Origin of the sequence: Epibacterium ulvae, from assembly GCF_018678075.1 — a bacterium.
Lineage (GTDB): Bacteria > Pseudomonadota > Alphaproteobacteria > Rhodobacterales > Rhodobacteraceae > Epibacterium > Epibacterium ulvae_A.
Genome location: NZ_JAHHIR010000005.1, coordinates 112,824 through 135,465, shown reverse-complemented (window position 1 = coordinate 135,465; position 22,642 = coordinate 112,824). Strand labels below are relative to the sequence as shown.

19 protein-coding genes are annotated in these 22,642 nt (G+C 57.4%); 11 read left to right on the top strand and 8 right to left on the bottom strand.

Annotation, left to right across the window (positions count from 1 at the left end; genetic code table 11):
* The first annotated feature begins 1 nt into the window (after position 1).
* From queA to lpdA, 4 genes are all read left to right on the top strand, one after another.
* A complete protein-coding gene (queA, locus tag KMP13_RS01065) occupies positions 2 to 1,051 on the top strand; it encodes a tRNA preQ1(34) S-adenosylmethionine ribosyltransferase-isomerase QueA (RefSeq protein ID WP_215263588.1) in 1,050 nt (349 codons plus the stop codon).
* Between the two features lie 181 nt (positions 1,052 to 1,232).
* Positions 1,233 to 2,504 (top strand): MFS transporter, encoded by a 1,272-nt coding sequence (locus KMP13_RS01060; protein ID WP_215263587.1) that lies wholly within the window; start codon positions 1,233 to 1,235, stop codon positions 2,502 to 2,504.
* A 142-nt stretch (positions 2,505 to 2,646) separates the two neighbouring features.
* Positions 2,647 to 3,225 carry a DUF924 family protein gene (locus tag KMP13_RS01055; protein ID WP_215263586.1) on the top strand — a complete coding sequence of 193 codons (579 nt, stop codon included), beginning with the start codon at positions 2,647 to 2,649 and terminating at the stop codon, positions 3,223 to 3,225.
* Between the two features lie 233 nt (positions 3,226 to 3,458).
* Positions 3,459 to 4,853, top strand: a complete 1,395-nt coding sequence (gene lpdA, locus KMP13_RS01050) for a dihydrolipoyl dehydrogenase (protein WP_215263585.1) — start codon at positions 3,459 to 3,461, stop codon at positions 4,851 to 4,853.
* Between the two features lie 118 nt (positions 4,854 to 4,971).
* On the opposite strand, the gene KMP13_RS01045 is transcribed toward lpdA, so the two are convergent.
* Positions 4,972 to 5,844, bottom strand: coding sequence for a vWA domain-containing protein (locus tag KMP13_RS01045; RefSeq protein WP_215263584.1), 873 nt, complete (start codon positions 5,842 to 5,844; stop codon positions 4,972 to 4,974).
* A 578-nt stretch (positions 5,845 to 6,422) separates the two neighbouring features.
* On the opposite strand from KMP13_RS01045, the gene KMP13_RS01040 reads away from it, so the two are divergent.
* Both KMP13_RS01040 and uvrA read left to right on the top strand, forming a co-directional pair.
* The gene (locus tag KMP13_RS01040; RefSeq protein ID WP_215263583.1) at positions 6,423 to 7,598 is read left to right on the top strand and encodes an MFS transporter; all 1,176 of its coding nucleotides are present in this window, start codon (positions 6,423 to 6,425) and stop codon (positions 7,596 to 7,598) included.
* Positions 7,599 to 7,716: 118 nt separating this feature from the next.
* A complete protein-coding gene (gene uvrA / locus KMP13_RS01035; RefSeq protein ID WP_215263582.1) occupies positions 7,717 to 10,575 on the top strand; it encodes an excinuclease ABC subunit UvrA in 2,859 nt (952 codons plus the stop codon).
* A gap of 308 nt (positions 10,576 to 10,883) precedes the next feature.
* Here uvrA and KMP13_RS01030 read toward each other — a convergent pair whose 3' ends face one another.
* Positions 10,884 to 11,231, bottom strand: a complete 348-nt coding sequence (locus KMP13_RS01030; protein ID WP_215263581.1) for a hypothetical protein — start codon at positions 11,229 to 11,231, stop codon at positions 10,884 to 10,886.
* 328 nt (positions 11,232 to 11,559) lie between these two features.
* On the opposite strand from KMP13_RS01030, the gene KMP13_RS01025 reads away from it, so the two are divergent.
* Positions 11,560 to 12,672: a TauD/TfdA family dioxygenase gene (locus tag KMP13_RS01025; RefSeq protein ID WP_215263580.1), complete on the top strand. Its 1,113-nt coding sequence runs from the start codon at positions 11,560 to 11,562 to the stop codon at positions 12,670 to 12,672.
* Positions 12,673 to 12,721: 49 nt separating this feature from the next.
* Here the strand turns inward: KMP13_RS01025 and KMP13_RS01020 are convergent, their stop codons facing one another.
* The 5 genes from KMP13_RS01020 to KMP13_RS01000 form a co-directional block, all read right to left on the bottom strand.
* The gene (locus KMP13_RS01020; protein ID WP_215263579.1) at positions 12,722 to 12,928 is read right to left on the bottom strand and encodes a YgaP family membrane protein; all 207 of its coding nucleotides are present in this window, start codon (positions 12,926 to 12,928) and stop codon (positions 12,722 to 12,724) included.
* A 100-nt stretch (positions 12,929 to 13,028) separates the two neighbouring features.
* A complete protein-coding gene (locus KMP13_RS01015; protein ID WP_215263578.1) occupies positions 13,029 to 13,679 on the bottom strand; it encodes a Crp/Fnr family transcriptional regulator in 651 nt (216 codons plus the stop codon).
* A gap of 13 nt (positions 13,680 to 13,692) precedes the next feature.
* Positions 13,693 to 14,565, bottom strand: a complete 873-nt coding sequence (gene mmsB, locus KMP13_RS01010; RefSeq protein WP_215263577.1) for a 3-hydroxyisobutyrate dehydrogenase — start codon at positions 14,563 to 14,565, stop codon at positions 13,693 to 13,695.
* Positions 14,566 to 14,594: 29 nt separating this feature from the next.
* Positions 14,595 to 15,638, bottom strand: a complete 1,044-nt coding sequence (locus KMP13_RS01005) for an enoyl-CoA hydratase/isomerase family protein (protein ID WP_215263576.1) — start codon at positions 15,636 to 15,638, stop codon at positions 14,595 to 14,597.
* 11 nt (positions 15,639 to 15,649) lie between these two features.
* Positions 15,650 to 16,795 (bottom strand): acyl-CoA dehydrogenase family protein, encoded by a 1,146-nt coding sequence (locus KMP13_RS01000; RefSeq protein ID WP_215263575.1) that lies wholly within the window; start codon positions 16,793 to 16,795, stop codon positions 15,650 to 15,652.
* A gap of 241 nt (positions 16,796 to 17,036) precedes the next feature.
* On the opposite strand from KMP13_RS01000, the gene KMP13_RS00995 reads away from it, so the two are divergent.
* From KMP13_RS00995 to KMP13_RS00985, 3 genes are all read left to right on the top strand, one after another.
* Positions 17,037 to 18,842, top strand: a complete 1,806-nt coding sequence (locus tag KMP13_RS00995; RefSeq protein WP_215263574.1) for a tetratricopeptide repeat protein — start codon at positions 17,037 to 17,039, stop codon at positions 18,840 to 18,842.
* Positions 18,843 to 19,202: 360 nt separating this feature from the next.
* Positions 19,203 to 19,529, top strand: coding sequence for a tetratricopeptide repeat protein (locus tag KMP13_RS00990; protein ID WP_215263573.1), 327 nt, complete (start codon positions 19,203 to 19,205; stop codon positions 19,527 to 19,529).
* Positions 19,504 to 20,802, top strand: coding sequence for a UDP-N-acetylglucosamine-peptide N-acetylglucosaminyltransferase (locus KMP13_RS00985; RefSeq protein WP_215263572.1), 1,299 nt, complete (start codon positions 19,504 to 19,506; stop codon positions 20,800 to 20,802). The genes KMP13_RS00990 and KMP13_RS00985 overlap by 26 nt, the downstream gene beginning before the upstream one ends.
* A gap of 89 nt (positions 20,803 to 20,891) precedes the next feature.
* Here the strand turns inward: KMP13_RS00985 and KMP13_RS00980 are convergent, their stop codons facing one another.
* On the bottom strand, positions 20,892 to 21,494 hold the full coding sequence (locus KMP13_RS00980) for a L,D-transpeptidase (protein WP_215263571.1): 603 nt from the start codon (positions 21,492 to 21,494) through the stop codon (positions 20,892 to 20,894).
* A 190-nt stretch (positions 21,495 to 21,684) separates the two neighbouring features.
* Between KMP13_RS00980 and KMP13_RS00975 the strand changes: the two genes are divergently transcribed.
* On the top strand, positions 21,685 to 22,584 hold the full coding sequence (locus KMP13_RS00975) for a hypothetical protein (protein WP_215263570.1): 900 nt from the start codon (positions 21,685 to 21,687) through the stop codon (positions 22,582 to 22,584).
* Positions 22,585 to 22,642: the final 58 nt, after the last annotated feature.

Genomic DNA, 22,642 nt, shown 5'->3' with positions numbered 1-22,642 from the left:
CATGAAGCTCAGCGATTTTGATTTTGATCTGCCCGAAACCCTGATTGCCACCCGTCCGGCGCACCCGCGTTCCTCGGCGCGTCTTTTGGTGGCTGAGGGGGATGTGACCCATGACCAGCATGTTGGCGATCTGCTGCACTGGCTGAACCCCGGTGACCGGCTGGTGCTGAACGACACCAAAGTCATCCCGGCGCGCCTGTTTGGTCAGCGCTTTCGTGACAGCGCCCAGGGCCGTGTTTCGGCCAAGGTGGATGTCACCCTGTTGGAGCCGCGCGCCGATGGCTGCTGGGCCGGGCTTTTGAAACCTCTGCGCAAGGTGAAGGTTGGCGAGACCATCGACTTCTCCGACGACCTGTCCGCCACATTGGAAGCGGTCGAGGACGGGCAGGGGCATCTGCGGTTCAATCTGGCAGGTGATGATTTTGATGCGGCGCTGAATGCGGCTGGTGCCATGCCATTGCCACCCTATATCGCTGCAAAACGTCCCGCAGACGCGCACGACAAAGAAGACTACCAAACCGTCTGGGCCAAGAACAGCGGCGCGGTTGCCGCCCCCACGGCCTCGCTCCATTTTGACAAAGCTCTGTTGGCGGCCTTGGGTGAAAAAGGCGTGACCTTTACCCATGTGACCCTACATGTCGGGGCGGGGACCTTTTTGCCGGTGAAGGTTGAAGACGTCACCACCCACAAGATGCACGCCGAATGGGGCCGGGTCAGCGCACAGGCCGCAGCTGAGATCGCGCAGACCAAAGCCGCAGGCGGACGTATCATTCCCGTCGGCACCACGGCGCTGCGGCTGATCGAAAGTGCCGCGCGCGCCACCGGCGACATTGCACCGTGGGAGGGGGAGACGGATATCTTTATCTACCCGGGTTTCACCTTCCACGTGACGGATGCGCTGATGACCAATTTTCACCTGCCCAAATCGACCCTCTTGATGCTGGTCTCTGCCCTGGTGGGGCAAGAGCGAATGAAACAGGTTTACGATCACGCGGTCGGGCAAGGGTATCGCTTCTTTTCCTATGGCGATGCGTCGCTCTTAATTCCCTAAATGCCGTAATCCCGACAGAAATGTCGTGAAATGACGTAGACAAGCGAGCTCTGTCATCTGCCAGATGAAGGGGCCATTCCGTATGAGTCGGATACCCCGACACCGGGCAGGAATTGGCATTTTCACCGCAGGATGGGTCCCCGTTTTTTTGCTAAAACGGGCACGAAGGAGAGTTGCGCAGATGTTGCAAGTGCTGTCCAGCGCCTGGGCGCTGTTGTTGGGTGTTGGCCTCTTGATGATCGGCAACGGTCTGCAGGGGTCATTGTTGGGGGTGCGCGGCTCGCTGGAAGGGTTTACGCCCTTTGCCTTGTCGATGGTGATGTCCGCCTTCTTTCTCGGATTTCTGGGCGGTTCGCGTCTGGCTCCGGTCATGATCGGTCGGGTGGGCCATGTGCGGGTCTTTGCCGCCCTTGGCTCGTTGATCTCGGCGGTAATGATTGTCTATCCGGCACTGGCGAACCCCTATGTCTGGTTCATTGGCCGGGTCATCATCGGCTTTTGCTATTCCGGCGTTTATGTGGTGGCGGAAAGCTGGCTGAATGATGCGGCCGACAATGAAAACCGAGGCAAAGCGCTGTCGCTTTATATGGTGGTTATGACGCTGGGCATGGTCGGCGCGCAGGCCCTCCTGTTGGTGGGGGATCCGTCATCCTACTTGCCATTTGTGATCGCCTCGATTGCGGTTTCAGTCTCATTCGCGCCGATCCTGCTGTCGATTTCACCAACACCGATGTTTGAAACCGCAAAACCAATGAGCCTGCGGGATTTGATGAAAGCCTCCCCCTTGGGCTGTGTTGGGATGTTCCTCTTGGGCGGCGTTTTCTCGGGGCAGGTGGGCATGTCGGCGGTCTTTGGCGCCAATGTGGGGCTGTCGCTGGTGCAGATCTCGGCCTTTGTGTCGTCCTTTTATGTGGGCGCGATCATCTTGCAATTCCCCATCGGCTGGTTGTCCGACCGGATGGATCGCCGGTTTGTCATCGTGTGTACTGCCGCCGTTGCCGCCGTGGCGGGCTTTGTTGGCATGGTGGAGCCGGAATATTACCCGATGCTGTTGGTTGCGGGATTCGTGCTGGGAGGTCTGACCACGCCCCTGTATTCGCTGTTGATCGCGCATTCCAATGACTTCCTGTCGCATGAGGACATGCCGGCGGCGTCTGGTGGATTGGTGTTCATCAATGGATTGGGTGCGGTCGCCGGGCCGATGATCACCGGTTGGTTGATGTCGGACCGGATGTTCGGACCTGCCGGGTATTTCCTGTTTATGGGCGTCTTGTTTGCAGCAATCGCGCTTTATGCCGCCTACCGCGCGACTCAGCGCCCCACTGTGGATCTGGAAACCACCGGGCCAATGGCAGTGATGGCGCCAACATCCACGGCCGTTGCGGCCGAATGGGCGCAGGAATATGTTATCGAGACCGAGCTGGAGGAGCAGGAAACCGCGCAAGAGGCGTAATGCTAGCGCTAAGCTCAAGGAAATATGCCATTTATTTCATCCTGGGCCGTCAACGTTGCAAAACGTGACTCGGGTCTGTCTTGTAAAAGTGTTGTGAAAGAGCCCTACATTAGAGTGTAGGTATTTATACGGAGACAGACCCATGCAAGGGCCCGAACAGATCCTGGAATTTTGGTTGGACAAAGTCGGTGAGAGTGGTTGGTACATTCAGGACGAGGCGCTGGATCAGGAGATCAGGGATCAGTTTCTTCCCACCTGGCAGGCCGCCTGTGATGGCAAGTTTTCCATGTGGATGACCTATCCCACGGGGGCTTTGGCCTATATCGTTCTGACCGATCAGTTGCCGCGCAACATGTTCCGCGGCGATGCGCGCGCATTTGAATCGGACCATCTGGCGCGTGCGGTCGCCAAGATGGCGATCGACAAGAAGTGGGACATGAAGATCGACGAACCGGCGCGTCAGTTCTTTTACCTGCCGTTGATGCATTCTGAGAACCTGGTGGATCAGGAACGCTGTATCCGCATGTTCATGGACCATATGCCCAAGAACGGGATGAGCAATCTGCTGCACGCACGGGCTCATCGCGAAGTGATCCGCCTGTTTGGTCGGTTCCCTTATCGCAACTCCGCTTTGGGGCGTCCCAGCACCGGGGCAGAGCATGACTACGTCGAGGCCGGCGGCTATGGCAGCACGGTGCGCATCCTGCAGGCGGCGGAATAAATCTTCGCAAAAACAGATCTATTGTCCCATGAGGGGCGTGGCCGTTCCCGATGAGGGGGCGGCCATTTTTTGTTTAAGTCGTGGCTTTGTAACATAAAAATCTGCTGTGCGTGTGGAGTATAGCAATTTTTCATCGCTGCATGGCAGATATGTGCCACTGTCGTTGCAGTGGGTTCGAAAGTAGTTTAATGGTAAACTAAATTTCGGGATCCTGATTTTGGCGAGGAAACATCATGGCCGGACAGAACTTTGACGTGATCGTAATTGGTGCCGGCCCTGGCGGATATGTGGCTGCTATTCGGGCGGCCCAGCTGGGGCTGAAAACCTGTATTGTAGAGCGTGAGCACCTGGGCGGCATCTGCTTGAACTGGGGCTGTATCCCAACCAAGGCGCTGCTGCGCTCCTCGGAAGTGTTCCATCTGATGGAGCGCGCCAAGGAATTTGGTCTGAAAGCCGACAAAATCGGCTATGATCTGGATGCGGTTGTCAAACGCTCCCGCGGTGTGGCCAAGCAATTGTCAGGCGGCATTGGCCATCTGATGAAGAAAAACAAAGTCACCGTGGTGATGGGCGAAGCAACCATCCCAGCCAAGGGCAAGGTTTCGGTCAAAACCGCCAAAGGCACCGAAGAGCTGACGGCCAAGAACATCGTTCTCGCCACCGGCGCACGGGCCCGCGAATTGCCGGGTCTTGAGGCCGACGGTGATCTGGTCTGGACCTACAAGCATGCGCTGGATCCGGTGCGCATGCCCAAGAAACTGCTGGTCATCGGCTCCGGCGCGATTGGTATCGAATTTGCCAGCTTCTACAACACCCTGGGCGCTGACACGACCGTGGTCGAAGTTATGGACCGCGTGTTGCCGGTGGAAGACGCCGAAATCTCGGCCTTTGCCAAGAAAGCCTTTGTCAAACAGGGCATGAAGATCATGGAAAAAGCCATGGTCAAACAGCTGGATCGCGGTAAGGGCAAAGTCACCGCCCATATCGAAGTTGGCGGCAAGGTCGAAAAGCAAGAATTCGATACCGTGATTTCCGCCGTGGGCATCGTCGGCAACGTAGAAGGTCTGGGTCTGGAAGCACTGGGTGTCAAACTGGACCGCACCCATGTTGTGACCGACGCGTTCTGCCGCACCGGTGTTGATGGTCTTTATGCCATTGGTGACATCGCGGGCGCACCATGGCTTGCCCACAAAGCTTCCCATGAAGGTGTGATGGTTGCGGATCTGATCGCAGGCAAACACGCCCATCCGGTTAAACCCGAAAGCATCGCAGGCTGCACCTATTGCCACCCGCAGGTCGCAAGCGTCGGCTACACCGAAGCCAAGGCCAAAGAGCTGGGCTTTGACATCAAAGTCGGCCGCTTCCCCTTCATCGGCAACGGTAAAGCCATCGCATTGGGTGAGCCTGAGGGCATGGTCAAGACCATCTTTGACGCCAAGACAGGAGAACTGTTGGGCGCGCATATGGTTGGTGCCGAGGTGACCGAGATGATCCAGGGCTATGTCGTGGGGCGTCAGCTGGAAACCACCGAGGAAGACCTGATGAACACCGTCTTCCCGCACCCAACCCTGTCGGAAATGATGCACGAAAGCGTGCTGGATGCCTTTGATCGTGTGATCCACATGTAAACTGGCCCCAAGCCACCAAAAGTACAAAAAAGCGCCCCGGTCCGTTCTGGACTGGGGCGTTTTCGTTCAGATGGCGCGGGCCGTGTAGGCTATCACGGGCGCCGCGCGGGACTGTCCACTAGGGAAACATCAAGGTGATCTGCATACTGCCGCCGTTGGTAACCTGAATCCGGCGTGTCTCGGTATGGCCGCTTTCGGTGTCGGTGGCCGTCAGCCGGTAGGTGCCGGGTTTGAGATCGATATGGCCGCCGGCATTGTGAAAACCGGTCATGACGGGATTACCGGTCTGGTCTTCCACTTGCCAATGGGCGGGCAAGTTTTGGAGTTTGCCGCGCATCTTGTGGGAGGCGACAAAATAGAGCCGTCCGGACTGCGTGATCAACGGCAGGCTGGTTTCGGTTGTGGTGAATTGCGTGGTGGCGATCAAAGCCGAGCTCAACTCTTCGGCGGTATCGACCGAAAGGTAACGCCCGCCCGTGGCGCGCGCCATGCAGGCAAATTGGTTTTGCGCTTCTCCGTCGTGAACATCAAAGCCGATGACATGGGCGGTGAAGTCCACACCGGATCGTTCAAGCTCTGCTGCGATCGCGCAGACATCCGGCGCGCAGGTTTCTACCCCGTCAGAGACCAGAATGACCGTGGCAGGCGCACGGCTGTTGCCCAGCGATTGTGCCGCTAGGCGCACCGCTTCGGCCATGGGGGTTTTGCCCGTGGGCTTGATTGAACCGATCTGCTCGGCAATGGTCGCGCGATTGCCTTGTCCCGGATCCACCATGACCTCTACATCGTGACAGTCACCGGTATTGCGGTGCCCATAGGCGGTGAGTCCGAGCGCGATATCGGCTGGCAGATCGTCCAGAAGATCGCGGATCACGTCGCGGGCAATGGTGATTTTGGCCGTGCCATCGATCTGGCCCCACATGGAATTGGAGCCATCCACAACCAGCATTGCGCGCGGAGCGTTGGAAAGATCCGCAGAGGTGGCTGCCAATGCCTGAGGCGCCACTAATCCGGACAAGAGACAGGCAGCAAGACCGCAAAGACCGTGCCGCATTTTGCGAAGATTGAAACGGTGAGACAGGCGATATGACATAATCTCGGTTCCTTTAGGGGCCATTTGCATGGCCTGGTCGCACGACGTGACGTTGGGTTTCGCAGACCTGGCGTTCACCCTGCTGCTCCACTTGAATGTAACACGAAACGGGTCTGCTCGCGCCCGGTTGGGTCAAGGTTTAATCAATCAGCCAAAAGTAGAGTGTGCGCGGTTGATGGCGGCCAGAGATTCTGCTGGGACAAAAGAAATTCGTTTATGTTCAGTGTTTTGAGATGAACGAAACAGAGCTGCGGGTGTCTGCAGAGGGTGCCAAGCGCTGCCTGTTTCCTAAAATACGCGAGATCTTTCTCATTTTCGCCACAGCCGTCACCGGCTTTTGTCGCCAATCAGATGTGCCGCTTGAAGGGCCACCTTTGAGGCAAGTGAGGCTTACGCTCGGAGTGAAACCCGGTCATAAAACCCGAAACGATCGCACGGCCCCGTTGCCTGCGGTGGACCGAGAAGGGTTTGCACAGATGAAAGCGACACAACGCGCGATACCTTGGGGTGAGATCCTGTTGATCTGGGCCGCAGGTCTGGGCGCGGCGGCGCAATATGGCAAAGTGTCGGTTGTGTTTGACCAGCTCGGCGGGCTCTATCCGGGGGTGGGGGCAAGCGTCAGCATGACGGTGTCGCTGGTTGGGCTGTGCGGGATCATCCTTGGCACGGTGGCCGGGCTGTTGGCGGCGCGGATGGGGTATCGGCGGGTGCTGATCCTGTCGCTGTGGATCGGTGCGGCGATGGGGATGTTGCAGGGGCTGACCCTGCCGTTCTGGGCCTTTTTGGTGAGCCGGGCGGTTGAAGGTGCGTCGCATCTGGGGATTGTTGTGGCGGGACCAACGTTGATTGCGATGTTGGCCGGCAGCCGGCAGCGCAATTTGGCGATGACGATTTGGGGGACGTTTTTTGGCGTCTCCTTTGCTCTGACCAGTTGGGCGGCGGGGGGGATTGTACCGCGCTTTGGGGTTTTCCAATTTTTTGCAGCGCATGGGGCGGTGTTGGGGGCGCTGGCGCTCGCGCTGACCGCCTTCTTGCGCCGGTCCACTGCGCCAGCGCATCAGCCCTTGCCGAGTGTGGCGGGGTGGGTGGCGCTGCACCGGGAGATCTATCGCTCACCGTTCAAGATGGGTCCCGCAGTGGGGTGGTTGTTCTATGCCTCGGGCTTTGTGGCGCTGTTGACCGTCTTGCCGCCCCACATCGACCCGCAGTGGCGGGAGCCGGTGATGGTCGCAATTCCGCTTGTATCGATTGCAAGTTCGCTGACTTTGGGCGTGGGGCTGACCCGGTGGATGTCGGCGGTCCGGATTGTGCAACTGGGGTTTGCCGCGAGTGCGCTGTGTACCCTGGCGCTGGGGGTGACCGGTGCCGCGCCAGCGGTGTGTTTGCTGTTGGCGGCGACCTTGGGCCTGATCCAAGGCGCGAGCTTTGCAGCCGTGCCGCAGTTGAACAACGCGCCTGCCAAGCAGGCTGAGGCCAATGGCGCGATGGCGCAGGCGGGCAACCTCGGCAACTTTATCGGCACGCCCTTGTTGGTGATTGCGATCAGCCTGGGTGGATTGGGTGGCATGGTCGCCGCTTTGGTCCTGTTGCATCTGTTGGGACTGGGCGCCCATGAATATCTGTCACGCCGCCGCGCGGACGCGCAGAGCTGAGGCGATCTGGCGCTTGTTCGTATTTTGTTCACTTTTTTCTATTGGAGACTCGCGCCGCTTTGCCTATCTCTAAGAGAACTGTGCCCAGGGGGGTGCGGATCCGGGAACTGAGGGCACTATGGCTGAGTTGAAAACCATCGAAGTGCGCGGCGCGCGCGAGCATAACCTGAAGAATGTCGACGTGGATATTCCGCGCGACGAGCTGGTGGTGATCACGGGGCTGTCCGGGTCTGGCAAATCCTCGCTGGCGTTTGATACGATCTATGCCGAAGGGCAGCGCCGCTATGTGGAGAGCCTGTCGGCCTATGCGCGCCAGTTCCTCGATATGATGGAAAAGCCCGATGTGGATCACATCAGTGGCCTATCGCCTGCGATCTCAATCGAGCAGAAGACCACCTCGAAAAACCCACGTTCCACCGTCGGCACGGTGACCGAGATCTATGACTATCTGCGGCTGTTGTTCGCGCGTGCGGGCACGCCCTATAGCCCGGCCACCGGCAAGCCGATTGAGGCCCAGCAGGTGCAGGATATGGTCGACCGGATCATGACGCTGGAGGAGGGGACGCGCGGGTATCTGCTGGCCCCGATCGTGCGGGACCGCAAGGGTGAATACAAGAAAGAGATGTTGGAGCTGCGCAAGCAGGGTTTCCAGCGCGTCAAGGTAGACGGTGAATTCCACGAGCTGGACACGCCGCCGACCCTGGACAAGAAATACCGCCACGACATTGACGTGGTCGTGGATCGTCTGGTGGTCAAGGAGGGGTTGGAAACCCGGCTTGCCGACAGTCTGCGCACCGCGCTGGATCTGGCCGATGGCATCGCCGTACTAGAGACCGCCCCGCGTGAGGGGGATCCCGAACGGATCACATTTAGTGAGAATTTCGCCTGTCCCGAAAGCGGATTTACGATCCCTGAAATCGAGCCGCGGCTGTTTTCGTTCAACGCGCCCTTTGGGGCGTGCCCGTCCTGTGATGGTCTGGGGGTGGAGCTGTTCTTTGACGAACGTCTGGTGGTCCCGGATCAGAGCCTGAAAGTGTACGACGGCGCGTTGGCCCCCTGGCGCAAGGGCAAGTCGCCCTATTTCCTGCAGACCATTGAAGCCATCGCCAAACATTACGAGTTTGACAAGAACACCCCGTGGAAGGATCTGCCGAAGAAAGTGCAGAAAGTCTTCCTCTATGGGTCAGGCGATGAAGAGATCGAGTTCCGCTATGACGAGGGCGGCCGGGTCTATAACGTCACTCGCGTGTTCGAAGGTGTCATTCCCAATATGGAGCGCCGCTATCGCGAGACCGATAGCAATTGGATCCGCGACGAGTTCGAAAACTATCAGAACAACCGCCATTGCGGCGCCTGCGGTGGCTATCGTCTGCGCGAGGAAGCGCTGGCGGTCAAAATCGGCGGCCTGCATGCCGGCCAAGTGGTGGAGAAATCCATTCGCCGCGCGCTGGAATGGATCGAGGATGTTCCCAACCATCTGACGCCGCAGAAACAGGAAATCGCCCGCGCCATCGTGAAGGAAATTCGCGAACGCTTGGGGTTCCTGAACAATGTAGGCTTGGAATATCTGACCCTGTCGCGGAATTCCGGCACCTTGTCGGGCGGCGAAAGCCAGCGGATCCGTCTGGCGAGCCAGATCGGCTCTGGTCTGACCGGGGTTCTATATGTGTTGGATGAGCCCTCGATTGGCCTGCATCAACGCGACAACGACCGGCTGATCACCACGCTGAAAAACCTGCGCGATCAGGGCAATACGGTGATCGTGGTCGAACATGATGAGGATATGATCCGCCAGGCGGATTACGTCTATGACATCGGACCAGGCGCTGGCGTGCACGGCGGGCAGGTGGTCAGCCACGGCACGCCGGATGCGATCACGGCGGATGAAAAATCGCTGACCGGGCAATATCTGTCCGGCACCCGTGAGATCGCGGTGCCGACAACCCGGCGCAAGGGCAACAAGAAAAAGATCAAAGTGGTCAAGGCGACTGGCAATAACCTGAAAGACGTCACCGCAGAATTCCCGCTGGGCAAATTTGTCTGTGTGACCGGCGTGTCGGGGGGCGGAAAATCCACCCTGACGATTGAGACGCTGTTCAAAACGGCCTCGATGCGTCTGAACGGTGCCCGCCAGACCCCGGCGCCCTGCGAGAGCATCAAAGGCCTCGAGCATCTGGACAAGGTGATCGACATCGACCAGCGCCCCATCGGACGGACGCCGCGGTCAAACCCTGCGACCTATACCGGGGCCTTTACCCCGATCCGCGAATGGTTTGCCGGTCTGCCCGAAGCCAAAACGCGCGGCTATAAACCCGGTCGCTTCTCGTTCAACGTCAAGGGCGGCCGCTGTGAGGCCTGCCAGGGTGATGGTGTTCTAAAAGTCGAAATGCACTTTCTGCCGGACGTCTATGTAACATGTGAGACCTGCAATGGCGCGCGCTACAATCGCGAAACGCTGGAGGTGAAGTTCAAGGGCAAATCCATCGCCGACGTGCTGGATATGACCGTGGAAGACGCGCAGGAATTCTTCCAGGCGGTGCCGACAATCCGGGACAAGATGGACGCGCTGATGCGGGTGGGCCTTGGCTATATCAAGGTTGGCCAACAGGCGACAACCCTGTCGGGTGGTGAGGCGCAGCGGGTGAAGCTGTCCAAGGAACTGGCCAAACGCTCCACTGGGCGTACGCTTTACATCCTGGATGAACCGACCACGGGTCTGCATTTTGAAGACGTGCGCAAGCTGTTGGAAGTGCTGCATGAATTGGTCGATCAGGGCAATTCGGTGGTGGTGATCGAACACAATCTGGACGTGGTCAAAACCGCCGACTGGATCATCGACATCGGCCCCGAAGGCGGCAGCGGCGGTGGTGAGATCGTGGCAGCTGGCACGCCGGAAGACGTCGCCGCCGAGCCGCGCAGCCACACCGGCCACTATCTGAAGCCGATGTTGGAGGCCAAAAAGGTCGCGGCGGAGTAGCAAACTCGGTTGGAAATCGGCAAAGCGCGGCCTCGTGCTGGGGCCGAAGCTTCCCAAAAATGCATGAGAAGGTGGGCGGAATGCTTGGTCTCTTGTTTGTCGTTCTTTCCGTGATGTGTTCGTTTGCGTGGCTTTGCCTTCTTCCGTTCCGATCAGGAAAACGGGTGTTTGGATTAAGCTTTGAAACACTCATGTTTCTAAGCGTCGTAAGTGCGGTGGTGGCTACGGTTTTCCTTAGGATCGGAGTGTAAACGGCCATTTCTGGCTGCTTTGTTGTCACCCGAGCACGCCGATCGAGGCGCGGTTTCTTACTTGATTTGCCAGTCCACCGGACCGTTGCGACCGCTGATGGTGATGACCCCATCCCCCAGTGTCATGGCCTGACATTCCGTCCCGGCAAAACTGGCGGGTTCCGTGATGGTGCGGCACCATTTGCCGTTGCGGATGTCCCAGGCGCCCTCGAACGTCACATCTCCATTGGGACCGACCTTGCCGGTGAGCCTGCCATTTTTGCGGACTTTCAAAACCGCCTTGCCCGAGGTGATGGTTTTACCCGCCACGGCCGCTTTGGCGGCATCGTCGGATGCAAAACCGGGGGCTGGGTTTAGGCTCGTCAAACATAGGGCGAGCGCGGATGCGATGGCGAAATTCTTCATTGTGACCTCCCGAAACGTTTTAGCAGGTGGGAATGTTACGCGCAGCGCGCATATTTTGAAGCATAAAACCCATCAACTGTGTGCCACGCCTTGTGCAACCAACGTGCCAACGCAGAGCTGTGATCCAGCAAACCACCACCGGTCATTGACAAGCCTTGCCCTCTGGCCGCAAAATCCAGCCTCGCGAACGCAGGACGATCCAACGAAATGTGTGTTGTTGTCGGAAGATCTCAGGGCCACCCCCATGGAAAGGCCCAGGAATGGTGGCCGCCCCCCGCGGGGCGGGTGATTTCGAACGTCTAAACACACCATTTTATTGGAGAGACATATGTCACTCACTTTTACTGCCGGGGCGGACAGCCTCGACTTGCGTTGGGCCGATGGCACTAGCGGAACCTTTCCCTATATCTGGCTGCGCGATACTGATCCTTCCGGGTTTCATCCGCAAACCGGTGAACGGGTCTTTGAACTGAGCAGCGTTCCCCTCGACATTGCGCCGGTCTCTGTCGAACAGAGCGGCACCAATGTGTTGATCACCTGGCCCGGCGCGGATGAGCCGAGCCTGTTTGATCTGGACTGGCTGAAAACTCATCGTCCCGGTCAACGTCGCGCAGATGCGGCCGATATCGCCCGCACCCTGTGGCGCAGTGAGCTGGGCGGCGACGGGGTGCCACGCCATGACGGCAGTGGTATCATGACATCTGATGCGGCCTTGGCCGATTGGCTGGCGGATACCAAACGCTTTGGCCTGTCGATTGTTACGGGTCTTGCGGATCACACGGACGCTGGCGTCGATGTGGCCCGGCGGGTCGGACACCTGCGGGAGACGAATTTTGGGCTGACCTTTGAAGTGGTCTCCAAACCGGATCCGAACAATCTGGCCTATACGTCGGTAGCGTTGCCGCTGCATACGGATCTGACCAACCAGGAGCTGCCGCCGGGCTACCAATTCCTGCATTGTCTGGCCAATGAGGCCCAAGGGGGCGGGTCGACATTCTGCGATGGTGCCGCAGTGGCCGAAGATCTGCGCAGCCGCGATCCTGAGGCGTTTGAGGTCCTGTCGACGATCTCCGTGCCGTTCCGGTTCCAGGATGAAACGACCGATATTCGCTCTCGCAAGGCAGTGATCACGCTGGATTCCGATGGCAATGTGTCCGAGGTCTGCTTTAACGCCCATATCGCCGATCTGGTGGATTTGGAGTCCGACCAGATGGTGCCGTTTTACCGCGCCTATCGTCTGTTCATGGAGATGACCCGCAGCGCGGATTATGGCATCGCGTTGAAACTGTCCGGTGGTGAGATGGTGGTCTTTGACAACCGCCGCGTGCTGCACGGTCGTGGATCCTTTGACCCTTCAACCGGTTTTCGCCATCTGCACGGCTGCTATGTAGACCGGGGTGAACTGGACAGTCGCGTGCGGGTTCTGGCGCGCGCTGTCTAATGTTTAAAGAACCGGCGCGCCCGTTCTCATGTGGACGCGCTTTCTGGTCTTAGTTCCGTTCCAACGGGCAGGTCGACAGGCCAAAGATTCGATAAAGCGGGCAGTGGTTGATAAATGCGGTGCCCACAAAGACGACGCCCGCGATCAGACCGATCACCATCCAGGCCCCGCCGATGCCTGCGAAATATCCGACGATCAACGCGGCCCCGATCAGAATACGGGCGATACGGTCCCAGCTTGCCAGGTTCTTGGTCATGGTCATCTCCTCTTTTGCTGTGATGTCGCTGAGGAGCGTAGAGCAGGGCGCGCGCGCTGGTCTGTGACGGGGTCACAAAGCCCGCGCGGATTTCGCACGGCTATGCGTTCTGGGAGAATGCCACCAGCGCCGCTCGGTCCAGCACCCGCAACCGGCCGCGACCGGTTTCAACCCATCCCCGTTTCGCCCAGGCTTCTAGCCGGCGAGAGACGACCTCGCGGGCGGTGCCGATTTCGCGCGCCAGATCTCCTTGGGTGATTGTGATCTCACCGCCGTGATCCAGCTCCAACAACCGTTCGGCCAAACGATGTTCGGCCCGTTGAAAGGTGACTTTTTCCAGCAGATGCATCAGCATTTGCATCCGGTCAGAAAAGGCACGCATCACCAGGGCGCGGAAACTGTCGGATCGGTTCAACAGCTCCAGAAATACGGATTTTGGCAACAGAACCAAGCGGGTAGCCCCCCGCGTACGGGCCTCCGCTGAGTAGTCATCACCGCCCAACAGGCCCAGTGTCGATTGAATGCAGCTTTGTCCCGGTGTGACCGAATAAAGCAACATCTCGCGTCCGTTGACACCAGACAGACCCACGTCGACGCAGCCTTCCAGCACGATCACATAGCCTTGCACCGCATCGCCGGGGCGAAACAGCACCTGGTCGTTGGGCAGATTATGGGGCGTAAGCTGGGCGAGGCGGCGGCGGGCCGCATCGTCCATGTCGCGCATCAGCGCTGAGGAATCGAGCCATGACATGGGGCCAAGGCTATCAACCCCGACCGCGGTTTTCAAAGCGCGGCAGCAGCGCCGAAAAGTCGCGGCCCAGCCCGTCTTCGTCCTCGACAAACTGGGTATAAAGCGTGGTGGCCAATTGCCCCATCGGCGTGTCGGCGTCGGCCCCTTCGGCGGCCTGTTGCGACAAGCGCAGGTCTTTGAGCATTAATTCGGCTGCAAAGCCCGGCGAATAATCATTGTCCGCCGGAGAGGTCGGCCCAACCCCCGGTGCCGGGCAATAGGCGTTCATTGACCAGCTGTAACCGGATGAAGTGGAGACAACGTCGAACATTTTCTGCCGATCCAAGCCGAGTTTATCCGCCAACGCAAAAGCTTCGCAGGTCGCAGCCATGGTCACGCCAAGGATCATATTGTTGCAGATCTTGGCCGCTTGGCCTGCGCCCGCATCGCCGCAATGAACCGCCTTTTGCCCCATGACGTCGAACAGCGGTTTCGCTAGGGCAAAGCCGCGCGCACTGCCGCCCGCCATGAAGGTCAGGCTGCCTTGTGCCGCGCCGCCAATGCCACCCGACACCGGCGCATCCACGGCGAGAAGCCCTGCGGATGTTGCGTGCTCAGCCACCTGTCGGGCGCTTTCCACATCCACCGTTGAACAGTCCAGAAACAGCGCACCTGTGTCCATTGCGGGAATAATTTCCTGCGCGACGCTGCGCAGGATGTCGCCATTGGGGAGCATGGTGATCACAACCTTGGCCCCGGCCACCGCTGCGAGGGCTGTATTGGCCTCAGCCACGCCATCCATCGCGACGCCGGCCGGGTCAAACCCAGTGATGTTGTACCCCGCCGCCACAAGGTTCGCGGCCATCGGCGCACCCATATTGCCCAATCCGATAAAGGCGATGTTCATCTGCTATCCTCCCAAAGTTTGCGCGTGGTTCAAAACGTCAGCTTGTTGTCGCCCAGAGGCATCAACAGGTTCGACACCTCCACCGGCGGCACCTGCAGGTCGGGGTATTTCCACTTTGGATTGCGGTCCTTGTCGATCAGCTGGGCCCGCACCCCTTCTTGGAAATCGGCCATCTCCTGCGCGCGGTAGGTGAAACGGTATTCCATCTCCAACGCTTTCTCCATCGACAGTTGCGAGCCGCGCAGACGGTGGAGAATCTCAATCGCTGCGGCCATCGACAGGCCGGAGTGTCGTGCAATGCGGTGCAACACGTCCCGCGCAAAATCGCTGCTGTCTTGCTGAAGCTGGGTCACGATGTCGGCCAGGCTTTCGCCGTCAAACAGCCGGTCGATATCGTCCTTCAACGCCGTTAATGGAGCGAAGTCCGGTTGGGTCGCACCCTGGTCCAACAGCGTCGCGTCGCCACTTTCTTCCAAGGCAGCAATCAGCGCGGGCCATTTGGCATGCGCGATATAGTGGTCCGCAAACCCCGCGTAAAGCGCGTCCGCGGCGGTCATCCGGTAAGCGGTCATGGCGATATATTCGCCCAGCCGTCCCGGTGCCAGCGCCAGCAACAGAGTGCCGCCGACGTCTGGGATCAGGCCTATTACCGCCTCGGGCATCGTGACTTGAGAACTTTCACAGACCACCCGTTGGGTGCCATGACAGCCAAGCCCAACACCGCCGCCCATAACAAACCCCTGCATGAAGCTGATCACCGGCTTGGGGTAGGCAAAGATCCGGGCGTTCATCCGGTATTCATCGCGCCAAAAGTCCCGCGCCGCCTGAAAGTCGCCCTCCTTGGCCGCGTGATAGATCCCGGCGACATCGCCGCCTGCACAAAACGCCTTGTCGCCCTCGGCGTCGATCACCACCAGTTTGACCGCCGGGTCATCGCTCCAAGTCTGTAGCGCCGCGTCTATGTCCAGACACATCTGATGGGTTAGCGCATTCAGCGCCTGAGGCCGGGTGAGGGTGATGCGGCCAGCGTGACCGATGACGCGGATCAAAAGATCGCAGTGTTCGTCTGCCATTGCAGGCTCCCTTAGGTGTTCGCGGCCAACAAATGGCGGGCGGTGATCACGCGCATAATCTCATTTGTGCCTTCAAGGATCTGATGCACCCGCAAGTCGCGGGCCAGCTTCTCGATCCCGTAATCGGCCAGATACCCATACCCGCCATGCAGTTGCAGACATTGATCCACAACATTTGACCCGGCCTCGGTGACAAATTTCTTGGCCATGGCGCAGAATTTACTGGCATCGGGGGCACCGGTGTCCAGCTTCCACGCGGCTTGTCGCAGGAAGACCCGCGCCGCCTGCAGTTCGATCTCCATATCCGCAAGCCGGAATTGCAGGGCCTGGAACTGGTCTATCGTCTGCCCAAAGGCTTTGCGCTCGGACATATATTGTAGAGTCTGGGTCAGCGCTTGCTGTGCGCCGCCAAGGGAGCAGGCCGAGATGTTCAGCCGTCCGCCATCTAGCCCAGCCATAGCGTATTTGAAACCTTTGCCTTCCTCACCCACCAGAGCGTTGGCGCCGATGCCGCAATCGTCAAACTGCACCTGCGCAGTAGGCTGGCTTTTCCATCCCATCTTGTCCTCCAGCGCACCAAAGGACAGGCCGGGCGTGCCGTCCTCGACCAGCACGCATGAAATCCCACGCGGGCTGTCATCGCCGGTGCGCACCATGGTGACATAGGCGTCTGAGTAGGAACCGCCCGAGATAAACGCCTTGGTCCCGTTGAGGGTGTAGCCTTGGGGCGTCTTGGTCGCACGTGTCTTGAGCGCGGCGGCATCAGAGCCCGATCCCGGTTCCGTCAGGCAATAGGACAGCACCGTTTGCATCTGCAAAACACCGGGCAAAACGCGGTGTTTCAGTGCGGCACTGCCGTAGGTGTCGATCATCTTGGCACACATATTGTGGATCGACAGAAAGGCCGCAACGGACGGGCAGGCCATTGACAAGGCTTCAAACACTAGGGTCGCATCAAGCCGGGACAGGTCAGACCCGCCGCTGTCTTCGCTGACATAAAGTGCGCCGAACCCCAAGGCACCGAGCTCGGGCCACAGGGATTTCGGAATGGTGCCATCACGCTCCCAATCACGCGCAAAGGGCGCGATCTGCGTTTGGCCAAAATCATACGCGAGGTCAAATATTGCTGTTTGCTCCTCGGTCAATGCAAAATCCATAGCCTTTCCTCCCGACGGCTCGGTTGAATTGAACGATCGTTTATTTAATACCCTGTCAACGATGCATAGGCAAGCAGCGGTTTTGCACGACCGCTTTGCGATTTTGAAAGATCAAACGGTGCGGGACTGCCAACTTTCGAACTCCTAGAGGCGAAATTTTAAGAAGATTGCCGGAAAACTTGGGTCAAATTCGCACTTACCGGGCTGCTGAATGGCCTGGACCGTCTCAGGAGAATCCGTCGTGGCACATTTTCAACCCAATAACTTTAATGCCAGCGCAACAATGCCAAACTACCCGACGCCAAACTACCCGACGCCGAACGTACAACCTGGAAATCCCTTGCATGCAGGGTGGTCGGACCTGGATCGCCGGGTTTTGCAAAGAAAATTTGATGAGACTGTGGTCCTGGCGCACAAAATGCTCCGAAACGATGATCTTGACGGTGCAGAAGTGGCAATGAAGGCTGCAGAGAAACTCGTTCCCGACAGTTTGGTGGTCAAAGAACTTTTAGCGAATCTGTATTTTAAGAGAGGCCGCTATGATCAGGCACTCGTGCCGCTCATGCAGATTCTCGCTAAAGATCCCAATAATTCAGCGGTCTATTCTACCTTTGGGGCAATCCTACAGAAGATGGGCGACCACGCAGGGGCTAAAAAACTCTTTAAGAAAGCGCTGCAATGTGACCCCTCAAACCGGACCGCTCAGGCGCATATTTTGGACCATGCTCTAAAATCGTGCGATTGGTCAGATTGGGACGAAACCGCCGACTTCGAAGGAATTTCTGAGAAAACGGATGGGTCCTTCTCTGTAGGCTTGTTTCTACGTATGCTCGACAATCCTGATCTTCAGAAGAAGCGTTCTGAAATATATTACGACGATAAATTCGGCGACTTAAAACAGGCGCGACCGACCCCGCGCGTGCGCGGTGCGGGGGACAAGATCCGTCTGGGATACTTCTCGTCCGACATACACTTCCATCCCACCATGTGGTTGATGAATGGAATGCTCGAACATCACGATAGAGATAAATTCGAGATCTCTATTTACGATTATTCCATTATGCCGGACGCTATGACTGAGCGCGTCAAAGGGATGGTGGATCACTACCATCGCTGTACCGACATGACGGATGATGAAGTCGTCGCTTTGGCTCGTGCAGATGGAATTGATATTGCGATCGATTTGAAAGGGCATACAGAAAATAGCCGGGTTGGTCTCATCCTGAAGAACCCTGCGCCTGTTAATATGTCCTACATTGGTTATCCCGGCACCTTGGGCTCCAAAGATATCGACTACATCGTGGCAGACGAAGTTGTCATCCCGGCAGAGCATCGCAAACACTACAACGAGAAGATCATCTACATGCCGGACTGCTATCAGGTAACGGATGACAAACGTCCGATTCCTGCTGAAAAACCGAGCCGCGCGGAATTGGGTTTGCCAGAAGATGCGCTGGTGTTGTGCTCGTTTAACGCGACCCACAAGATCACACCCGATGCCTTCTCGATTTGGATGCGGGTTCTAAAACAAGTCGATAACAGCGTTCTTTGGATTTATAGTAAATCGGGGAAAATACGTGAAAATCTCCGACTTGCTGCCGCGGAAAGAGGCGTGTCGCCAGACCGTCTGATCTTTGCAGCGACGGTCTCACAAGAGCAACATCTCGCAAGAATTGCTCAGGCAGACCTGTTTGTCGACACCTTCGCATATTGTGCGCATACCACTGCATCGGATGCAATTTGGGCAGGGATTCCCTTGGTCACAATGGAAGGGCAACAATTTTCGGCACGCGTTGCAAGCAGCATCCTGCAGGCTTCTGAGCTTCCCGAATTGGTCACGCGCTCAAAGGATGAATACGAAGCTCTTATCCTGGAATTGGCCCAAAATCCGGACAAACTTGCGGCGGTTCGTGCGAAGGTCGAAGACAAACGATACAATTCTGCGATGTTTGCGACTGAGCGTTTCACACGGAATTGGGAAAAGCTCATGGAGCGTGCGTTGGTGCGGTGCGAAAACGGCCTAAAACCGGCCCATCTGAAGCTGTAAATTTACGTCCTTTTTGGTGTCCGTTGGTAACGTCTTTGTATCAACGGACAACGGCGTGGGTCTGCCGCGACGTGGGTCAATTCGGTGGTTCAGAGCAAACAAGTAAATGTGTTGGTCGAAAAACAACAGACGCGTCGCAAATGGGTAAGAAGTCGTGGCCTCTGTTAAAGAGCACCTTCCACATTCGGATTGGCCTTCAATCATCAAACTTTGCATGGATGTTCGATGCAGCATTTTTCGTTTCAGTCAAACAAACCCTCCCTCGCTTTGCCAAAAGCCAAACCCTCCAAAGCGCCGGACTCCCTGTCTATAAAGTGCTTGGGCTTAAACCGAAAAGGGCAAACTGAGAAGTCGCTGTAATTGCTCAACAATGCGCGCGCCACTTATAAATCCGACAGCCGATTTGATACTTTGATCGCCGAGACCGAATTCCAACGCGGCGATTATGTCGCTGCGATTGCGGCTTACCAAAATGTCTTGCGATTTAGTCCCATGGCCTATCAGGTCTTTGTAAACATTGGGGTCGCGCTGGAAGCTTTGGATCGCCATGCTGACGCAGCGACAATGTTTGAAACCGCATTGAAAATTTCACCGAATTTGACCGAGGCCAAAGCGCGCAAAGCGCGGCTGGATCTGACACGCAGTGACTGGCGTGATTTTGATGACATTGAAAAAAAACGTACCTGACTTCAAGAAGTTGAAAGTCGGCTTTACACCAGGCAGTTTTCTGGCGTTGGCGGACGATCCGTCGCTTCAAAAGAAAGTCTGCGAAAGCTACGTCTCCAGGGTTTATAATGTCCCCAAAAGTAAACGTCCATATCCACGGAACCGGACTGAGACGGACAAAATCCGCATCGGCTACTTTTCCTCTGATTTTCACCGTCATGCGACCATGCGTCTGATGATCCGAATGCTGGAACTGCACGACAAGGACCGGTTTCAAGTCCATCTGTTTGACTACACAACGGCCGAACAGGTTCAGCCGTGGAAAGATAGGATACACGCAACCGCATGTAAGCATCATCCCGTGGCGGGTATGTTGAACACTGAGATCGCAGACCTCGCCCGGTCAGAGGAAATCGATATCGCCATTGACCTGAAGGGGCACACCAAAAACGGCCGCCCGCAGATCTTGATGTATCAACCTGCGCCTGCCTCGGTGTCCTACCTTGGTCATCCGGGAACGCTTGGCATCAAGACAATCGACTATATCGTGGCTGATCCCGTTGTCATTCCGGAAGACCTGCGTCGCCATTATTCCGAGAAAATCATCTATATGCCGGAATCTTATCAGGTGACGGATGACACTAGAAAGATCTCCGCCACGATCCCCACCCGGGCTGAGCTTGGCCTACCCAAAGACGCGGTTGTGTTTTGTTGTTTCAACGCAAATTACAAGATCACACCCAAGGAGTTTGATATCTGGATGCGCGTGATGGCGCAGGTTGAAAGCAGCGTTCTGTGGCTTTGGAACTTGCATGATGAGGCGCGCGACAATTTGCGGAGCGAAGCCCAGGCGCGCGGGATGGATCCGGATCGGCTCATCTTCGCAGACAGCGTCGAACAGGAAGACCATCTGGCCCGGATCCAAGCCGCCGATTTGTTCCTCGACACGTTTGCCGTATGTGCGCATACCACCGCCTCGCATGCGCTGTGGGCAGGGTTGCCGTTGGTAACACTGGAGGGGCAGCAGTTTGCGGCGCGGGTCGCAAGCAGCATCCTACATGCGATGGAAATGCCGGAACTGGTGACAAAGACGCCCGAAGACTACGAGGCGCTGATCCTCGATCTGGCGCAAAACCCCGAAAAACTATCGGCGATCCGGGCAAAAATCGCACAAAAGCGCGAGACTGCACCGATGTTTGACACCAAAAGGTTCACCCGCAATTGGGAAAACCAGCTGGAGCGCGCTTTGTTGCGTTGTGAAAAAGGGTTGAAACCGGATCACCTGATGCCTTGATTAAGGTCACGCTGGCCGCGACGAAAAAGCCCCCGCGTCTTTGGTAGACGGCGGGGGCTTTGTGCTGTCTGGGCATTAAAACCCTTGGGTCAGAGCAGACGGACCTGCGTGCCGACTTTAACCAGGTTGAACAGCTCTTCAACGTGCTGATTGTAAAGACCGATACAGCCAGACGAGCTTTGACGGCCAATCTTGCGGGTGTCGTGGGTGCCGTGGATCAAATAGGCCGGCCAGGTCAGATACATAGCGCGGGTGCCCAGCGGGTTGCCGGTTTCGCCGCCATCCATGCGGATCGGCAGCGAGGGGTCGCGTTCGCGCATCGACGCCGTTGGGGTCCAGCTTGGATTTTCGCGTTTGCGCACAACTTCGGTGTAGCCGCGTTTGGTCAGATCTTCGGTCAAGGGAACCGAGGAGGGGAACAGGCGATAGGTTTCTCCATCGCCCGCCCAATAATGCAGCGCACGTGAATCGATATCCGCCAGGATGCAGCCTACGCCAAGCTCTTCGAAATGGTCCTGCCAACGCTGCTGCGCAAAGGCCGAGATATTGCGGTTCACCGGGATCTGGTCGCGAATGGCGGGTTCATTCTGCGGGAATGCGTCCGTCGACTGTGCACGCAAGACCGATGGGGTTGCTAGGCTGGCGCCCAGACCCAACAGGGTGGCGCGGCGGGTATAAGTGCTCTTACTCATCTTGTTCACTCTGCTTGATCGTTGGGATGCATTGCGGATGATTATCTATGCGCATCTAAAGTCCATCGGCAGGAAAAAGCCAAGGGCAGGCAGCTTCACTTTTATGTATCCTTGTGCAGATCTTTGCCGATACTTACCTTTATAGAGAAGCTTGAGTGTTGTTTATGCGTTTAATACGGGAGGCATATTTATGAGCCAGAAAATCGCAATTGCTGTGATCCATGGAATGGGCAGCCAGGGGGCCGAGCGCCCGGCGCCACATGAGTATGTTTTTTCTCATCAGATGTATTTTGGCCTGCGGCAGGTCATGGGGGATGCGTTTTTTGACAACGTCATCTGGCGGGAGATATTTTGGTCCGACATCCTGCAAAAACGCCAGGATGACTACCTGGATCATCTGGTGGACAACGAAGGCGCGCGCTGGCCGTGGATGCGTGGCTTTGCCATGAACCGTCTGGCGGATGCGGCGGCCTATCGGCGTGGTTCGGGGGATATGGGGAGCCGCACGTATCAGGCGGTGCATAGTCGGATTGGCGAAACCCTGGAGGATCTGGAACGGCTGGGCGGCGGCGACACGCCCCTGTTGGTCTTTGCCCATTCACTGGGTGGCCATATCATGTCCAACTACATCTATGACCAATTTGCCAATAAACCGGTTGTGGCCCCCAACAGCAGCTTTCAACGGTTTGAGACATTGACCCATTTTGTCACCTTTGGCTGCAATATCCCGGTCTTTACTTTCAACGAACCGCGCGATCAGATCCATCCGATCCAATATCCGGGCAAACGGGTAGAGATGCGCGACCTTGGCAAACCTTGGTGGCTGAATTTCAACGACCGTGACGATTTCCTAGGCATGTCGCTGGCACCGTCATCACCGCATTACCAAGCAATGGCGGATCGCGGTGAACTGCAAGAAAGCTGGATCAATACACGGCCCTGGATCACCGGCATGTCGCCCTTGTCGCACAACCTGTTCTGGAAAGACCGCAATTTCCACCAGATGTTGTCCCCCCTGATCAAAGCGGCAAGCGCCGCCGATATTCTGGACACGCCCAAACCATCAGAGCCTGCAAAACTGGTTGCCTAATCCTGCGCGAGGCCTGTTTCGCACATAAAAAAGCCCCGGTCACTGCCGGGGCTTTTTC

Bases quoted from the DNA above. Each gene is read 5' to 3' on its own strand.
- queA (WP_215263588.1), top strand. From the start codon at position 2: ATGAAGCTCAGCGATTTTGATTTTGATCTGCCCGAAACCCTGATTGCC.
- KMP13_RS01060 (WP_215263587.1), top strand. From the start codon at position 1,233: ATGTTGCAAGTGCTGTCCAGCGCCTGGGCGCTGTTGTTGGGTGTTGGC.
- KMP13_RS01055 (WP_215263586.1), top strand. From the start codon at position 2,647: ATGCAAGGGCCCGAACAGATCCTGGAATTTTGGTTGGACAAAGTCGGT.
- lpdA (WP_215263585.1), top strand. From the start codon at position 3,459: ATGGCCGGACAGAACTTTGACGTGATCGTAATTGGTGCCGGCCCTGGC.
- KMP13_RS01040 (WP_215263583.1), top strand. From the start codon at position 6,423: ATGAAAGCGACACAACGCGCGATACCTTGGGGTGAGATCCTGTTGATC.
- uvrA (WP_215263582.1), top strand. From the start codon at position 7,717: ATGGCTGAGTTGAAAACCATCGAAGTGCGCGGCGCGCGCGAGCATAAC.
- KMP13_RS01030 (WP_215263581.1), bottom strand. From the start codon at position 11,231: ATGAAGAATTTCGCCATCGCATCCGCGCTCGCCCTATGTTTGACGAGC.
- KMP13_RS01025 (WP_215263580.1), top strand. From the start codon at position 11,560: ATGTCACTCACTTTTACTGCCGGGGCGGACAGCCTCGACTTGCGTTGG.
- KMP13_RS01020 (WP_215263579.1), bottom strand. From the start codon at position 12,928: ATGACCAAGAACCTGGCAAGCTGGGACCGTATCGCCCGTATTCTGATC.
- KMP13_RS01015 (WP_215263578.1), bottom strand. From the start codon at position 13,679: ATGTCATGGCTCGATTCCTCAGCGCTGATGCGCGACATGGACGATGCG.
- mmsB (WP_215263577.1), bottom strand. From the start codon at position 14,565: ATGAACATCGCCTTTATCGGATTGGGCAATATGGGTGCGCCGATGGCC.
- KMP13_RS01005 (WP_215263576.1), bottom strand. From the start codon at position 15,638: ATGGCAGACGAACACTGCGATCTTTTGATCCGCGTCATCGGTCACGCT.
- KMP13_RS01000 (WP_215263575.1), bottom strand. From the start codon at position 16,795: ATGGATTTTGCATTGACCGAGGAGCAAACAGCAATATTTGACCTCGCG.
- KMP13_RS00985 (WP_215263572.1), top strand. From the start codon at position 19,504: ATGACATTGAAAAAAAACGTACCTGACTTCAAGAAGTTGAAAGTCGGC.
- KMP13_RS00980 (WP_215263571.1), bottom strand. From the start codon at position 21,494: ATGAGTAAGAGCACTTATACCCGCCGCGCCACCCTGTTGGGTCTGGGC.
- KMP13_RS00975 (WP_215263570.1), top strand. From the start codon at position 21,685: ATGAGCCAGAAAATCGCAATTGCTGTGATCCATGGAATGGGCAGCCAG.